15 protein-coding genes are annotated in these 16,104 nt (G+C 64.6%); 3 read left to right on the top strand and 12 right to left on the bottom strand.

Annotated features, from left to right (window positions below; translation table 11 throughout):
• Positions 1–8 precede the first annotated feature (8 nt).
• From HDG39_RS22960 to flhD, 11 genes are all read right to left on the bottom strand, one after another.
• Entirely contained in the window at positions 9–1,097 is a 1,089-nt protein-coding gene (locus HDG39_RS22960; protein WP_184009082.1) for a protein-glutamate methylesterase/protein-glutamine glutaminase, read from the bottom strand.
• A 5-nt stretch (positions 1,098–1,102) separates the two neighbouring features.
• On the bottom strand, positions 1,103–1,822 hold the full coding sequence (cheD, locus tag HDG39_RS22955) for a chemoreceptor glutamine deamidase CheD (protein WP_184008900.1): 720 nt from the start codon (positions 1,820–1,822) through the stop codon (positions 1,103–1,105).
• The gene (locus tag HDG39_RS22950; protein WP_184008898.1) at positions 1,819–2,781 is read right to left on the bottom strand and encodes a CheR family methyltransferase; all 963 of its coding nucleotides are present in this window, start codon (positions 2,779–2,781) and stop codon (positions 1,819–1,821) included. The genes cheD and HDG39_RS22950 overlap by 4 nt, the downstream gene beginning before the upstream one ends.
• Before the next feature lie 204 nt (positions 2,782–2,985).
• A complete protein-coding gene (locus tag HDG39_RS22945) occupies positions 2,986–4,842 on the bottom strand; it encodes a methyl-accepting chemotaxis protein (protein ID WP_184008896.1) in 1,857 nt (618 codons plus the stop codon).
• A gap of 39 nt (positions 4,843–4,881) precedes the next feature.
• Complete coding sequence (locus HDG39_RS22940; RefSeq protein ID WP_018418787.1) at positions 4,882–5,415, bottom strand: chemotaxis protein CheW; 534 nt, start codon at positions 5,413–5,415, stop codon at positions 4,882–4,884.
• 79 nt (positions 5,416–5,494) lie between these two features.
• Positions 5,495–7,855, bottom strand: a complete 2,361-nt coding sequence (gene cheA / locus HDG39_RS22935; protein ID WP_184008894.1) for a chemotaxis protein CheA — start codon at positions 7,853–7,855, stop codon at positions 5,495–5,497.
• Between the two features lie 96 nt (positions 7,856–7,951).
• Positions 7,952–8,329 (bottom strand): response regulator, encoded by a 378-nt coding sequence (locus HDG39_RS22930; RefSeq protein WP_018418789.1) that lies wholly within the window; start codon positions 8,327–8,329, stop codon positions 7,952–7,954.
• An 84-nt stretch (positions 8,330–8,413) separates the two neighbouring features.
• The gene (gene motB / locus HDG39_RS22925; RefSeq protein WP_184008892.1) at positions 8,414–9,424 is read right to left on the bottom strand and encodes a flagellar motor protein MotB; all 1,011 of its coding nucleotides are present in this window, start codon (positions 9,422–9,424) and stop codon (positions 8,414–8,416) included.
• 22 nt (positions 9,425–9,446) lie between these two features.
• Entirely contained in the window at positions 9,447–10,307 is an 861-nt protein-coding gene (gene motA / locus HDG39_RS22920; RefSeq protein WP_018418791.1) for a flagellar motor stator protein MotA, read from the bottom strand.
• A gap of 136 nt (positions 10,308–10,443) precedes the next feature.
• Entirely contained in the window at positions 10,444–11,094 is a 651-nt protein-coding gene (flhC, locus tag HDG39_RS22915) for a flagellar transcriptional regulator FlhC (protein WP_184008890.1), read from the bottom strand.
• Entirely contained in the window at positions 11,094–11,414 is a 321-nt protein-coding gene (gene flhD, locus HDG39_RS22910; RefSeq protein ID WP_026225512.1) for a flagellar transcriptional regulator FlhD, read from the bottom strand. The genes flhC and flhD overlap by 1 nt, the downstream gene beginning before the upstream one ends.
• A 797-nt stretch (positions 11,415–12,211) precedes the next feature.
• On the opposite strand from flhD, the gene HDG39_RS22905 reads away from it, so the two are divergent.
• A complete protein-coding gene (locus HDG39_RS22905) occupies positions 12,212–13,276 on the top strand; it encodes a glycosyltransferase family 4 protein (protein WP_184008888.1) in 1,065 nt (354 codons plus the stop codon).
• 296 nt (positions 13,277–13,572) lie between these two features.
• Here the strand turns inward: HDG39_RS22905 and HDG39_RS22900 are convergent, their stop codons facing one another.
• On the bottom strand, positions 13,573–13,875 hold the full coding sequence (locus tag HDG39_RS22900; RefSeq protein WP_013090908.1) for an H-NS histone family protein: 303 nt from the start codon (positions 13,873–13,875) through the stop codon (positions 13,573–13,575).
• 285 nt (positions 13,876–14,160) lie between these two features.
• Between HDG39_RS22900 and aqpZ the strand changes: the two genes are divergently transcribed.
• The gene (gene aqpZ / locus HDG39_RS22895) at positions 14,161–14,901 is read left to right on the top strand and encodes an aquaporin Z (protein ID WP_184008886.1); all 741 of its coding nucleotides are present in this window, start codon (positions 14,161–14,163) and stop codon (positions 14,899–14,901) included.
• Positions 14,902–15,074: 173 nt separating this feature from the next.
• Positions 15,075–15,842, top strand: coding sequence for a histidine phosphatase family protein (locus tag HDG39_RS22890; protein WP_184008884.1), 768 nt, complete (start codon positions 15,075–15,077; stop codon positions 15,840–15,842).
• The last annotated feature ends 262 nt before the right edge of the window (positions 15,843–16,104 follow it).

Genomic DNA, 16,104 nt, shown 5'->3' with positions numbered 1-16,104 from the left:
GGCACGCATCATACCCGCTGAACGCGGTCACCCATCGACGACAAACGCGCCATCACGCGCCGGCTCATTTCCGGCAGCGCGGCGATTTCGTCGGCCGCGCCGAGCGCGATCGCCTCGCGCGGCATGCCGAACACGATGCAACTCGCCTCGTCCTGCGCCAGCGTGTAGGCACCGGCCTTTTTCATCTCCAGCAGCCCGGCCGCGCCGTCGCGCCCCATGCCGGTCAGAATCACGCCGACCGCGTTCTTGCCCGCATGTTGCGCGGCCGAACGGAACAGCACATCGACCGACGGACGATGCCGGTTCACCGGCGGGTCGTCGGACAGATGCGCAATATAGTTCGCACCGCTCCTCGCGAGTAACAGATGCGCGTGGCCCGGCGCGATGTACGCGTGCCCCGGCAGCACACGCTCGCCGTGCTCCGCTTCTTTAACGGTAATCCGGCACAAACCATTGAGGCGTTGCGCGAAAGATTTCGTAAAGCCCGGCGGCATGTGCTGCGCGATCAGCACCGCGGGCGCGTCGGGCGGCAGCGGCACCAGCACTTCGCGGATCGCTTCGGTGCCGCCCGTCGAGGCGCCGACGATAACCAGCTTCTCGGTACTCAGCAGCGGGTTGTTGAAGAGCGGCGCGGAGCCGACCGGCGCATTCGCGGCCTGCGTGGCCGCCTGCTGCGCGGGCGCGGCCTGGCGCACGCGCGCGCGGGCTGCCGCGCGAATCTTGTCGGCGAGCTTTTCCGAGTAGTCGAGCATGCCGTCGCGAATGCCGACCTTCGGCTTGGTCACGAAATCGACCGCGCCGAGTTCGAGCGCGCGCAGCGTGATTTCGTTGCCGCGCTCGGTCAGCGACGACACCATCACGACCGGCATCGGCCGCAGGCGCATCAGCTTCTCGAGAAAGTCGAGGCCGTCCATGCGCGGCATTTCGACGTCGAGCGTCAACACGTCCGGGTGGTGCTGCTTGATGAGCTCGCGCGCGACGAGCGGATCGGGTGCCGTCGCGACCACCGTCATGTCCGGCTGGCCATTGATGATTTCGGTCATCAGGCTGCGGATCAGCGCCGAATCGTCGACGCACAATACCTTGATCTTTTGCACAGCGCTCACGCCTCCTCTGTAGTTCTGGCGTTGTTGGAATCAGTCGGGCGCGGGCTCGCGCCGAACAGTTCGATTCTCGGCCGCGCGGCGGCGCCGGCCGGCTTCGCGAACAGCTCGACCCGCTTGCGCGCGGCGGCGAGCCGCTCGGCGCGCGCTTCGGCGCTTTGCCGCACTAGCGCCTGTTCGCGCTCGGCGACGCCCGCTTCCTGCTGCAAGCGCAATTTCTTCACCATCACCTGACCGGTGCGCGGCATGAACGCGACCTTGCGCGGGTGCGAGCCCTGCAGGTCCTCGGCGACGATGCGGATCTTTTCGGTGTCCAGATAGCGGCGCACGAACTCGGAGTTACGATCGCCGATGTTCATCGTCGTCATGCCCGCGAGCACCGCGCCGCCGCCGAACACCTTGGCCTCGAAGCGCTCGCGCCGCCCGCCCGCCTTGATCAGTTCGTTGATCAGCACTTCCATCGCGTACGCGCCGTAGCGCATCGAGTCCGACGCGGCCTGCGCGACGTCGGCGCCGTCGTCGGGCAGCATGAAGTGATTCATGCCGCCGATGCCCGCGGTGCGGTCCTGGATGCAGGCCGCGACGCACGAGCCGAGCACGGTCACGAGCACCATGTCTTCGCTCGTCGTGTAGAACTCGTTGGGCAACAGCTTCACGCCGGGGCGCTGGAAGTGGTTGTCGTAGTACAGGTTCGAAGCGATCGGCAGCGTGCTGCTCATGCGGCCACCCCGCTCGATTGATGCGCGTCATGCGCGTCGGCGCGCGACTGCGCGCGCGCACCGCCCGCGTCGCGCGTCAGTTCGTAGACGGTCTGGCCGCGCAGCCGGAACGCTTTCGTCACGTACGTGAAGTTTTCCGAATGGCCGGCGAACAACAGGCCGCCCGATTTCATCAGCGGCTCGAAGCGCGACAGCACCTGCGCCTGCGTCGGCTTGTCGAAATAGATCATCACGTTGCGGCAGAAGATCGCGTCGAACTGCGTGCGCAACTGGTAATCGCGATTGGTCAGGTTCAGTTGCTCGAAGCGCACGAGCGCGCGCACTTCGGGACGCACCTTGACCATCCCCGCATGCGCGCCGGTGCCCTTCAGGAAGAAGCGCTTCAACCGCTCGGGCGACAGGTGCTTGACCTGGTCGAACTGGTAGACGCCGGCCTCGGCCTTCGCGAGCACCTGGGTGTCGATGTCGGTCGCGAGCACCGACGCCTGGCGCGCGCCGCTGTCGCCGAGCGCTTCGAGCAGCGTCATCGCGATCGAGTACGGCTCCTCGCCCGTCGATGCCGCCGAGCACCACACGGAAACCGGTTGCGCACGGCGCGGCACGAACTCGGCGAGGATCGGAAAGTGATGGGCTTCGCGGAAAAACGCCGTGAGGTTGGTGGTCAGGGCATTGGTGAACGCTTCCCACTCGGCCGGATCGTTTTCCGCTTCGAGCAGATCGAGATACTGCCGGAACGTATCGATGCCGCGCGCCCGCAAGCGGCGCGCGAGGCGGCTATACGCCATGTCGCGCTTGTGGTCCGACAGCGAGATGCCCGCCCCGCGATGAATCAGGTCGCGGATGCGGGCGAAATCCTCCGCCGTAAATTCGAAATCGCGGCCCGTCTCGACGGACCTGGCCGGCTCTGTGCCGTCAGGTGCTGCCCGCGCGGGGCGTTGTGTTGCGCGCGTTGCCATCATCAAAATTCCTGTCTGCGATATGAACCGTCACGCTCGCCGCCCAGCCGGACTGCCCGGGAGGTAGGAATTGTCGTCGCGGGGCCGCGCCCTCCCGCGAGTACCATCGACATATGGCCGGCTCGCGACACGCGTGCTGCGCGTGTTTCGATGCTTCGCCCATCCGCGGGCGCGATGCCGGTTGACCACATGTCACTCTGCCGTTGCCTAAAACGTTTCCCAGTCCGCGTCCGAGCTCGCCTTCGCCGTGCTCGGCGGAGCGGCGCGCGTGGCCGTGTCGGTCGCGACGCGAGCCGCGGCTGCGGCCGGCCGGGGCTTCAATGCCGGTTCGACGCGTGCGGCCACGTCGTGCTGCGTGGGGGGCGCCGCGCTCGGCGCGGTTGCCTTCGATTCCTTGCTCGCGCCCACCGGGTTCACCGGAGTCGCCGCGCTCGCCGCTTGCGGTGCAGCCTTGCCGAGCCGCGCGGGCGTCTGCGCACGCGTCGCCGGGGTGCTCTGACGCGCCGGTGTGCCGGTTACCTTCCAGCCGCCCAGCACCGCCTGCAACTGCCGCGTCTGATCTTCGAGCGACGCCGCCGCGGCCGCCGCCTGTTCGACCAGCGCCGCGTTCTGCTGCGTGACCGAATCCATCTGCACGACCGCGCGGTTGACCTGCTCGATGCCGCCCGACTGCTCTTCCGACGCCGCGCTGATCTCGCCCATGATGTCGGTCACGCGACGCACAGCCTGCACGATTTCGTCCATCGTCGTGCCCGCGCGGCCGACCAGCTCGGAGCCGCTCCTGATCTTGTCGGCCGAATCGCCGATCAGCTCCTTGATCTCCTTCGCGGCGCTCGCGCTGCGCTGCGCGAGGCTGCGCACTTCGCCCGCGACGACCGCGAATCCGCGGCCCTGTTCGCCGGCGCGTGCGGCTTCGACCGCCGCGTTCAGCGCGAGGATGTTGGTCTGGAACGCGATGCCCTCGATCACGCCGATGATGTCGACGACCTTGTTCGAACTGGTCGCGATTTCCTGCATCGTCGTGACGACCTGGCTCACCACGTCGCCGCCGCGCGTCGCGATGTCCGACGCGTTGACGGCGAGCTGGCTCGCCTGGCGCGCGTTCTCGGTGTTCTGCCGCACGGTGCCGGTCAGCTGATCCATGCTCGATGCGGTTTCCTGCAGCGACGCCGCTTGCTGCTCGGTGCGCTGTGACAGATCGGTGTTGCCCATCGCGATTTCGCGCGCGCCGGTGTCGATCGATTCGGTGCCGCTGCGGACCGCACGCACCATCGTCGCGAGGCTTTCCTGCATCCGCTTGATGCCCGCGAACAGACGACCGATTTCATTGTTGCTGAACACCTCGACGGGGCTGGACAGGTCGCCCCCGGCGATCCGCTCGAAACAGGCGGTCGCGTCGTTCAGCGGCTGCACGATGAGCCCGCGCAGCGCGAAACGGACGCCGACCACCACCAGCAGCGCGAACGCCGTGGCCACGCCGATCAGCATGATCATCAGCGACGCGTTCGACTGCGCGCTCGTTTCCTGATCGGCCACGCTCTGCTGCAGCGCCTGGATCACCGCGGCGGCGGCCGCGTCGTAGGCGATGAACATCGGGCTGATCTTCGTGTCCGCGACCGCGTGATACGCGTCGAGATTGTTCGCGTTCAACGCGGCGAATTCGACGTCGACGCCGTCGTGCATCACCGTCGTATGTTTCGCGAGCACATCGTCGAGCAAGGCCTGCTCGACGCGGTGCTTCGGCGCGTCGAGATACGCCTGCCAGCTCTGCTTGCTCTTGCCGAGCAGCTCCTGCGCGCGGTCGAGCGCCTTCTTCGCCTCGTCTGCGTTGCCGGCGGCCGTCAGCGTGTTGAAGCGATCGATCGCGATGCGCGAACGCAACAGATACGCCGACGCATCGTCGAGCGCATGAATCGCGACCAGTTCGCCGCGCGCGATGCGATCGAGCGAGCCGCTCGCGCGATTCAGCGCGGACAGCCCGAGCGCGCCGACTACCACGGTCAGCGTCACCAGAAGAATCCCCACCACCGTCAGCGACGTGCGGATCGACCACCTGCTCAGCATTTCGATGCTCCTTGTGCCGGGTTCCGTTACTGCCTGCGCTCAGGCGCCGAGCGTTTCGATCAGCGACATCTCGGAGCTGGTCATCAGCTTCTCGATGTCCATCAGGATCAGCATGCGGCCGTCGACCGTGCCGAGACCGGTCAGGTATTCGGTCGTCAGCGTCGCGCCGAATTCCGGCGCCGGCATGATCTGATCGACCGCGAGCGTCAGCACGTCCGACACGCCGTCCACGACCATGCCGACCACGCGATGCGCGACGTTCAGGATGATCACGACGGTCTGATGGTCGTACTCGACGCGGCCGAGATGGAACTTGATCCGCATGTCGACGATCGGCACGATGATGCCGCGCAGGTTGATCACGCCCTTGATGAACTCGGGCGCGTTGGCGATGCGCGTCACGTTGTCGTAGCCGCGGATTTCCTGCACCTTGAGGATGTCGATGCCGTACTCTTCCGCGCCGAGCGTGAAGACGAGGAATTCCTGACCGCCGGCGTCCGCCTGCGCGTCGCGGCGGCCATTCGTACCGCTCGCGTTTGCGACGCTCGAATTGATGGATTGGACTTCTGCCACGTTAGCCCCCAAACGGTTGGGATGAATTGAGTTGAAGTTGTGTTGCGTATGTCGGTCAGTGCCGCGTTTGCTGCGTGCGTTAGGCGAGGCTCATCGCCTGCGCATGCCCATGCGCATGACGCGATTCGCGGTTCAGCGCCGCGACGTCCACGATCAGCGCGACGCTGCCGTCGCCCAGAATGGTCGCCGCGGAAATGCCGTGCACCTTGCGGTAGTTCGTTTCCAGATTCTTCACGACCACCTGCTGCTGGCCGACGAGTTCATCGATCAGCATCGCGAAGCGCCGTCCCTCGGTCTGCATGATCGTGACGATGCCCTGCGTCGGCTCCCGCTTCGCATCCGACACGTTGAACACCTCGTGCAGCGCGACCAGCGGCAGGTATTCGCCGCGCACGCGCACCACGCGCTCGCCGTTGGCGACCGTGTAAATGTCTTCGGCTCGCGGTTGCAGCGACTCCATCACGAAGTTCAGCGGCAGGATGAAGATCTCGTTGCCGACCTTCACCGACATGCCGTCGAGGATCGCGAGCGTGAGCGGCAGCACGATCCGCGTGGTGCTGCCCTTGCCCGCGTGCGACGTGATCTCGACGTGACCGCCCATCGACTGGATGTTGCGCTTCACCACGTCCATGCCGACGCCGCGGCCGGACACGTCGGTGACCTGCTCCGCGGTCGAGAAGCCCGGCAGGAAGATCAGGTTCCAGACTTCCTCGTCGCTCATCGTGTCGCTGACCTGCATGCCCTGCTTGGCCGCCTTCGCGAGAATCTTGTCGCGGCGCAAGCCCGCGCCGTCGTCGCTGACCTCGATGACGATGTTGCCGCCGTGGTGCGCCGCCGACAGCACCAGCTGACCGGTCGAATCCTTGCCCGCCGCGCGCCGCGCCTCGACGGTTTCGATGCCGTGGTCGAGACTGTTGCGCACGAGGTGCGTCAAGGGGTCGATGATCCGTTCGATGAGGCTCTTGTCGAGTTCGGTCGCCTGACCGAAGGTGACGAGTTCGACCTCCTTGCCGAGTTTCGCCGCGAGATCGCGCACCAGACGCGGGAAGCGGCTGAACACGTAATCCATCGGCATCATGCGGATCGACATCACCGCTTCCTGCAGATCGCGCGCGTTGCGCTCGAGTTGCGCCATGCCGTTGAAGAGCCGGTCGTGCAGCGCCGGATCGAACGTGCTGGTGGTCTCCGCGAGCATCGCCTGGGTGATCACCAGCTCGCCGACCAGATTGATCAGCTGATCGACCTTCTCGACGCCGACGCGAATCGAGCTGCCTTCGGCGCCAGCCGCCGCGGCGGCCGGACGGGGCGCCTTGCGGTCCTGATCGGCGGACGCGGCCGAAGCCGGTTTGGCCGCCGCCTGAGCCGCCGCGGGTGCCGCTGGCGGCGGCTCGATGCTGTCCGCCTGACCGGGCGCGCTTGCGGGCGCTGCGGTGAGGGCCGCCGGGGTCGACGATGCTGCGGGCTCCGTGTGAAGGACCGGCTGCGCCTGAGCTTGCGCCGCGGGAGCGGCGGGCGCGACCTGCGCAGTTTGCGCCGGTGTCGGAGCGGCAGCGTCGGGCGTTCCAGGTTCGCCCTGCTGCGCGTCGTCCACCGGCGCGGTGCCACGGCCGATCGTGATCTGACTTTCGTCGATCACGAAGCAGCACACGGCGATGATGTCGTCGGAAGATACGTCGCTCGAGAGCCACAGCATCAGATCGCTGCCGCTCTTGACCTGCCCGACGATGTTGCCCAGGTTGCCCAGCTCTTCGGTGAGCAGTTCCTGGTCTTTCTCTCCCACGCCCCGTAGCGTAATTTTCATATGTGGGCCGGCGCTGTCGGCCGTGCCCGCGGCTTGTCCGGTCTGTGCCGGTTCGCCGTCGATCCATTCGCCCGCCGCCTGCACCGCCTGTTCGACGACGTGCTCGGGCGGGGTGCCGCCTTGCTGCTGTTGCGCGGTTGCTTGTGTTGTCGTTTGGGTTGCCGTCGCCTGCGCTGCTGCGGGCGCGGGTGCGCTCACGGCCGGCGCCGTTTCGGCGCTCGCCGCCGCTGCCGGCGCGCCGCCCATGCGGCTTTCCGCGTGCAGCTGCTCCAGCTTCGCGCAGATCGCACGCGCCACCGCCGCATCGGGCTCGGCGCTCGCGCGATAGTCGGCGAGCTGGCCGGACAGCACGTCCTTGGTTTCGAGGAACGTGTCGATCATGTCCTTGCGCAGCACCAGCTCGTTGTTGCGCGCGCGATCGAGCAGCGACTCGAGAATGTGCGTGGTCTCGGTGAGCGCGGTGAAACCGAACGTCGCCGCGCCGCCCTTGATCGAATGCGCGGCGCGAAAGATCGCCGCGAGGTCTTCGGGGTCCGGGTGGGCCACGTCGAGATTGAGCAGCAATTGCTCCATCTGCGCGAGCAGTTCGTCCGCTTCGTCGAAGAACGTCTGATAGAACTGTGTGATGTCGAGTGTCATGCCTGGTTCACCGCGAGAGTGCCTGTTTGGCGTGAGCTGCCGTAAAGGCGCGTCGAGAGCTATCTGTACTGTGTCTAAAGGTGCTGATTGCGCGGATCAAGCCGGGTCCGGTTCGGCCAGCGCCGCCACCAGCTCGGTCAGCATGTCCGGGTCGAGCGGCTTTTCGATCCAGCCGGTCGCGCCCGCCGCGCGCGCAGCCTCTTTGAAGGGTTCGCCCGATTCCGTCGTGAGGACGAGGATGGGCGTCGCCTGATAGGCCGGATTTCCGCGCAACGCGGTGATCAGATCGAGACCGGTCTTGCCGGGCATGTGCTGGTCGGTCAACACGAGATCGAACGCCATCGCGAGCGCGTTTTCGAGCCCTTCGTTGCCGTCCGCCGCGAGGGTGACTTCATAGCCGGCGCCCGTCAGCGTCGCGGCGAGGATCTGCCGCATCGATGCCGAATCGTCGATTGCCAGGATGTGCCTGATCATGAAAACCTCGCTGCGCTTAACACTGGGTCGCCGGGCGGTGCGCGCCCGCTCGGGCGCGCGCCGCGGCCCGGCGGCCGCGGTCTGTTACTGGGCCGGTGGCGCCGCCGCCGGCAACTTCGGTGCAGCCGTCACCGGCTGCGCAAGTTTTTGCAGCAGCGGCTTCGAGCCGGCTGCGTCGTCCGACAGGGTCGTCGTCGTGGAGTCGTCGTGATCGAGCGCCTCCTCGGACTTCCTGTTCAACACGATGATGCTGATGCGACGATTCTCCGGATCGAGCGGGTCCGCCTTGTTCAGGTTCTGCGTCGACGCGAGACCGAGCACGCGCATCACCTTCGCTTCGTCCATGCCGCCCGCGACCAGCTCGCGCCGCGACGCGTTGGCGCGGTCGGCAGACAGCTCCCAGTTGCTATAGCCCTTCTCGCCGCCCGCGTACGGCACGGCGTCGGTGTGACCTTGCACGATGATGCGGTTCGGCACGTCGTTCAGCGTGTGGCCGATCTCGCGCAGAATGTCGCGCATGTACGGCTCGACGACGTCGCGCGCGGTCGCGAACATCGGCCGCTTCTGCGAGTCGACGATCTCGATGCGCAGGCCGGTCAGCGTCGAGTCGATGCGGATCTGCTGCTTGAACTGGCGCAGCACCGGGTTCGCCTCGATCGCGGCCATCAGCTTGACCTGCAGGTCGTGCAGGCGCACCTGTTCCTGGCGTTCGAGCGCGCCCGTCAGCTGCTTCACGGAGTCGTCGTCGTTGTGCGACGCGGTGCGCTCGGCGCGGCTGCTGCTGCCGTCGGACGAGCGGGTCACGCCCTGCGCGTCGGTCGAGATGTCGCGACCGCCGCCCTTCAGGATGCTCGAGTCTTCGGCGCTGCGATCGCCGCCCCACAGCGTGATCTTCAACGGCTGGTTGAAGTAGTCGGCGATACCTTTCAGCTGCACGGTGGAGGCCGAACTCAGCAGCCACATCAGCAGGAAGAACGCCATCATCGCGGTCATGAAGTCCGCGTACGCGAGCTTCCACGCGCCGCCGTGATGACCGGACTTTTTCGGCGCGCTGCGCTTGACGACAATTGCGCGGTCTTTGTCCTTGCTGCTCATCGGTTCGGTTCCCGTCGCCTGCTTATTTCGCCTTGACGCGGCGCACGTGCTCTTCGAGCTCGGCGAACGACGGGCGCTCGGTCGAGAACAGCACCTTGCGGCCGAACTCGACCGCGATCGCCGGCGCGTAGCCGTTCAGGCTCGCGAGGATCGTCACCTTGATGCACTGGAACATCTTGGTCGACTCGGTCACGCGCTGCTCGGCGACGCTGGCGAGCGGCCCGATCAGCCCGTACGAAAGCAGAATGCCGAGGAACGTGCCGACGAGCGCCTGCGCGATCATTTCACCGAGCACCGCGGGCGGCTTGTCGGCCGAGGCCATCGTGTGCACGACGCCCATCACCGCGGCGACGATACCGAACGCCGGCATCGCGTCGCCGACCTTGGTCAGCGCGTGCGCGGGCGCCTCGCCTTCCTGGTGGTGCGTCTCGATCTCCTCGTCCATCAGGCTTTCGATCTCGAACGCATTCATGTTGCCGCCGACCATCAGCCGCAGGTAGTCGGTCAGGAACTCGATGATGTGCTTGTCGGCGAGGATCTTCGGGTACTGCGTGAAGATCGGGCTCTTCGACGGATCGTCGATGTCGGCTTCGAGCGTCAGCGTGCCTTCCTTGCGTGCTTTCGCGAGCAGCACGTACAGGAGCCCCATCAGCTCCATGTAGACGTCCTTGTTGTACTTCGCGCCCTTGAACAGGGTCGGAATGACGCGCAGCGTCGCCCGGATCGTCTTCATCCCGTTACCGAGAATGAACGCGCCGAGTCCGGCGCCGACGATCATCAGCACCTCGACGGGTTGCAGCAGCGCGCCGAGATGGCCGCCTTCGAGCGCGTAACCGCCGAAAACGGACAACAGCGTCACGAGTGTTCCCACGAAAATCAGCACTGCCGATCCCTCACAAAAAAGCGACGGTTACCGTCGTTAGTCAGGTTTACGGCACCGAGGCGGAAAACTTTGGGGAAAAACACGGCGCTCGAGTCCGGTGTAAACCAGAGGCTTGCACTGCCTCAACATGCGCTGCTCAGACTTCGGCGTTGACGGGGGTATCGAGCGTGGGGGCGGGGCAGCGGGCCTCGTGAGCTCGCGCGTCGGTCACTTGCGGCACCTCGGCCGGGATTCCGGCGACGGCGATTTGCCGCTCGGCCCGCGTTTGCGCCGCCTTCTTCGTCTTGCCCGCGCGCGACGGCGGCTGACACAGCCCGCAAACGAAACCGTGCTGCGGATCGTACGCGTGCGCGACGAAGTGGCCGCCGCAGCGGCGGCAGGCGCTCATCTGCAGCATGCCCGAGTCGAAGAAGCGCACCAGCGTCCACGCGCGCGTGAGACTGAGCACCGGCTCGTCGTCGTGCAACTGCACGTGCTCGAGATACAGCCGGTAGCTCTTGACGATCGATTCGATCGCGCGGCAGCCGCCGTGACCGGCCATGAAACGGTAGATGTTGTAGAACAGCGACGAATGAAAGTTCGGCTGCCAGGTCATGAACCAGTCGGTCGAAAACGGCAGCATGCCCTTGGGCGGCGACACCCCTTTCAATTCCTTGTACAGCTTGACGAGCCGGTCGCGCGACAGGCTGGTTTCCGCCTCCAGCAATTGCAGACGCGCACCCAGTTCGACCAGCTCGATCGCGAGGGTGATTTCCCGGACTTCGAGTACGACGCTCTTACTGGCCATCAGCCGATCTGCTCGACCGGCTGGCTCGCCATCAGGATCGCGGAATGAGCCTGCGCGATCGCGCTGGACTTGTCCTTGTCCGCGAGGGCGGACAGCACCGCGTGATCGTCGAAGCGGAAGCGGCACAGCATCTGGTTGGACGCCGCGAGCTTGACGGTCTGCGCCAACGACAGATTGGCGAGCACGTCGGCCAGCTGGTCCGAAATACCCATGCGGAACATGCCCATCGGCTTGTCTTCGCGCAGCAGACGCTGGGCGAGCAGCAGATAGGAAAGATTGACTTCCCTGATCTCACTGAGCATATGGCTAGTCGTGCTCATGATTTCCCCCGTTCGTATGCCCGGCTGGTCAGGCCGATTTTTTGCGGAAACGTTTGCTCGAACGCGCGCGCTGAATCCGCGCGAATCCGCTCGTCTCTGGTCTTGCAAGCATTGTCTCGAAAGGGGGCACAGCCGAAAATCGGAGAGACACCCCAGCTGGGTGACGGATTAATCCGTCATTTGTGTAGGAATTATTCCTACAGCTCAGGTTGCGGCGAGCCACGAATTGGGATGAATTGATGCGCGGCGCGGGACTGACGATGCGCGCTGGGAATTTATACGGCTGCGGCGTGTACCAGATGGTGAGTTTTCGGAACTTCACCGCCGCACCGTAAAACGGTGGCAAAGAATTATAAGACGTTTTCACCCGGCTGCAATCTGGCTCGGTTAGAGACCTTTCCCGACTATCCGACCCTCGGGCCCGCCGTTTGCTATGGTGCATTTCGCCTGTCGAGCCTTGATTGAGTCGGTGGACTTACGCTTCCCGATTATGGGGACCGTTTGCGGCTCGACCTTGCGCGGCAGCTGTAAGGTCCATGTTTCGCGCTGTAACAACATTAAGCGTTTGAAAAATAGCTCGAATTACCGCGGTCGATCCCGATAATGAAGGCTAAGGGATTACCCGATAGTCATTTCGGAGCCCCCTCGGGCGGGGCAAACCGCGCCCAACCGTCCGGTTCCGCATCCGCACCACGCGCCATTCAGCCGTCGTGCGAAGCCCCGGTAAGTATCAAAAATCCGCATGGGATCTGGGTCGGCGCCACAGCGCTAACTTCGATCGACACAGGAGAAAACGCATGCGAATCGCACAAATCGCGCCGCTCTACGAAGCTGTCCCACCGAAACTCTATGGCGGCACCGAACGTGTCGTGTCGTATCTGACCGAAGCGCTTGTCGAACTCGGCCATGACGTCACGCTGTTCGCGAGCGGCGACTCGGTCACGTCCGCCAATCTGGAGGCATGCTGGCCGCGCGCGCTGCGCCTCGATCCGACGATTCGCGATGCATTGGCGCCGCACGTGCTGATGATGGAAAAGGTCCGCAAGATCGCGCACGAGTTCGACGTGCTGCACTTCCATCTCGACTACATGCCGTTCCCCCTGTTCACGACGATGGACACGCCGTTCGTGACCACGCTGCACGGTCGTCTCGACCTGCCGGAATTACAGCCGGTGTTCGATGCGTTCTCGCATGTGCCGGTCGTGTCGATTTCGGATTCGCAGCGTCTGCCGCTGCAGCAGGCCAACTGGCTCAACACGATCTATCACGGTCTGCCGGACCAGTTGCTGACGCCGCAGCCGCACAAGAAGCCCGAATATCTCGCGTTCCTCGGCCGCATCTGCCCGGAAAAACGCGTCGATACAGCTATCAGGATCGCCGCGCAAAGCGGTCTGCCGCTGAAGATCGCCGCCAAGGTGGACAAGGTCGACATGGAGTACTTCAAGCGCGAGATCGAGCCGCTGCTGTCGATGGCGCATGTCGAGTTCGTCGGCGAGATCAACGAGGCGCAGAAACCCGAGTTTCTGTCGGGCGCGAAGGCGCTGCTGTTCCCGATCGACTGGTCCGAGCCGTTCGGCCTCGTGATGATCGAGTCGATGGCCTGCGGCACGCCGGTTATCGCGTTCAACCGCGGCTCCGTGCCTGAGGTGATCGACCACGGCGTGACCGGCTATATCGTCGAGGACGTGCAAGGCGCGGTAGCGGCTCTGCAGCGTCTCGACGAGCTGTCGCGCACCGAAATCCGCGCCCAGTTCGAACGCCGCTTCAGTTCGAAAACGATGGCGCAGAACTATGTCGACGGCTATTCCGCCTTGATTGAAACGTCGCGGCGCCCGGTATTGCGCCAGGTCGCGGTCGGCTAGGCGCGCGTGAAAACGGCCGGCGCTTTTACGGCTGGCCGTTTTCGGTACGCTTTGAAGCGGCGCAGTGAACCTTCGCCTATAACGCCCAATAGCGGCGAGTCGGGCATCGGAATCGTTTGCGCGAGCTAAAAACGAAGTCTTTTGGCTGCCGGACGCGAAAAAGCCGCCCTGTATGGGCGGCTTTTTTAATACAGGGTGGTTGCGCTTCCACGGTGGATTAGCGCGCGGCGAATAAGCCAAACAGCAAAAAACCTTCAGACCGCCTTCACCCCGTCTCACATCTGGTCGGGCGGGCGTCACGCCGAGCCAATCAGAAAGCGCTCGCGATTCTTGCCGACGATCCATTTGGGCGGCTTGCCGCGCCCGCTCCATGTATTGCCCGACTTCGGGTCCTGATACTTCGCCGGCAGCGGCGTCTTCTTGGGCGGGCGGCCGCGCTTGGCGGCGACCGCGAAACCGAGATCCTGCGCGGTCAGACCGTATTCGGCGATCTTTTGGCGGATGTCGGCGACGACATTGTCGATTTCCGTGCGTCGCGCTTCTTCTGCCTGTGCCTGCAATTTGGCAATCTGCGCCTTGAGGTCTGCATATTGAGACATTCGGTTCTCCCCTTTCTAGAACTCATTCGACCGCAGACTAGCTGCAATTATAAAAATTCGCAATGGCGACTAATACCGGTTTAGCGAATTTCCTCTGATAATTATTAAAGTGTGTGAATTGTAAAACCTCCGCTTTATCTCGCAATAGTTTATAAATTTTGTCCGGATTGACAATCCTTGACACTCGATTTGGCGCTGTCCGCCTAGAATTGCGCGCTCAAGGTACGTACTCGCCCTTTTCGATGCGTGCTTCTGAAGTACCCATTCTTTTTAGGATCACCAAACATGCAGTTGTCAAAGCGCGTCGTTGCCGAATTGTTCGGCACCTTCTGGCTCGTGCTCGGAGGCTGCGGCAGCGCGGTTCTCGCCGCCAACTTCGCCGGGCCGGTTCATGGATTGGGCATCGGCTTCGTCGGCGTGTCGCTGGCCTTCGGCCTGACCGTGCTGACGATGGCTTTTGCGATCGGCCACATTTCGGGCTGCCACCTGAATCCGGCGGTGAGCGTCGGACTGGCCGTCGCCGGCCGATTTCCGGTGCGCGATCTTCTGCCCTATATCGTCGCGCAGGTGGTCGGCGCGGTGCTCGGCGCATTCGTACTGTCGCTGATCGCGTCGGGCAAGCCTGGCTTCGACCTGGTCGCGAGCGGCTTCGCTACGAACGGTTACGGCGAGCAATCGCCGGGTCACTACTCGCTCGCCGCTGCCTTCATTTGCGAAGTGGTAATGACTGGCTTCTTCCTGTTCGTGATTCTCGGCGCGACCGACCGCCGCGCGCCGGCCGGCTTCGCGCCCATCGCGATCGGCCTGTGCCTGACGCTGATCCATCTGGTCTCGATTCCAGTCACCAATACGTCGGTCAATCCGGCGCGCTCGACGGGCCCGGCGCTATTCGTCGGCGGCGTGGCGATCGATCAGCTGTGGCTGTTCTGGGTTGCGCCGATCATCGGTGCGGTGATCGCGGGTGTCGTCTATCCACTGATCGCTGAGGATCGCAGCAGCGATGCGCGCAAGCTGGCGCTCGACTGACGGCCAGTTCGACGCGCCGGTCTCGTGATCGTCGCGTAGTCGGCATGAATGGGCGCCTCGGCGCCCATTATTCATTGCGCTCGCCAATGCGATATGAATGCCGCCTCGGCGGCGTGGCGGTGGGCACCGCTGCTAGAATCGGGCGACTTCCCAGCCTCGCACAGGTGCTTTCGATGAACCGTTTCCGCGGATTCCTGCATGGCGTCGCACTGTCGCTCGGCGGCCTGTGCTCGAGCATGATGGCGTTGCCGGCCGCGTCCGCGGCAACGAACACGGCGACCGTCGTTGCGACCGCAGCCCCCGCCGTTGCCACGGCGGGCGGCAATATCGAAACCCTTGTATTCGTTCGACACGGCGAGAAACCCGCGCAGGGGTACGGCCAGCTAGACTGCCAGGGGCTCAACCGTGCGCTCGCGTTGCCGGCCGTGATCGCCGCCAAATTCGGCAAACCCGATGCGATCTACGCGCCCGACCCCGGCCAGCAAAAAGACGACGGCGGTCATCCGTACTATTACGTGCGCCCGCTGGCGACGATCGAACCGACCGCGATTCAATTCCAGATGCCGGTCCAAACACCGTACGGTTTTGCGCAGATCGACCAGCTCGGCAACGCGCTCGTCGACCCGGCCAATCGCGGCAAGCTCATCGTCGTTGCGTGGGAGCACAAGCTGATCGAGACGCTGTTGCGGCAGATGTTGAGCGCGCATGGCGGTCGCGCGGCCGACGTGCCGAAATGGCAAAGCGAGGACTTCGACAGCATTTACATCGTCCGACTCGACTGGCAGAACGGCACGCCGCGCGCGAGCTTCAAACACGATCGCGAAGGGCTCGACGGACGGGCAACCGATTGCCCTTGCGCGGCCTTGCCGGGAGTGTCGGCATCTTCGGCAGGGGCGGCCTCTTCCGCAACTTCGGCCGCTTCTGCGCCTGCGGCGGATTAATTGAGCAATACAGATGTAAGCCGCGTTTACGTGCGCCGGCGCGGCAAGCGGCAAGCGGCGAGCGTGCGCGACGAGCCGCCTGCCGGCTTGAATTGATCCGCCGCAAAGCCCCGTGCGGCGCGGCTGCAAGCGAAACAAGGTGACTGCGCGCAAGGTCCGCGCGAGTGCTTTTCCTGCCTTGGATGACTTCGACGATGCTTGCAGTCCGTAACATCTGGTCGCAGTCCAGCCCGCCTCGAGTGCGTACATTGGTCCTGTGCGA

The organism is Paraburkholderia lebeckiae (genome assembly GCF_014201005.1).
In the GTDB taxonomy this organism is placed as follows: Bacteria; Pseudomonadota; Gammaproteobacteria; order Burkholderiales; family Burkholderiaceae; genus Paraburkholderia; species Paraburkholderia tuberum.
Note: the sequence above shows the minus strand (reverse complement) of the source record. Positions and strands in the feature narration are given on the sequence as shown.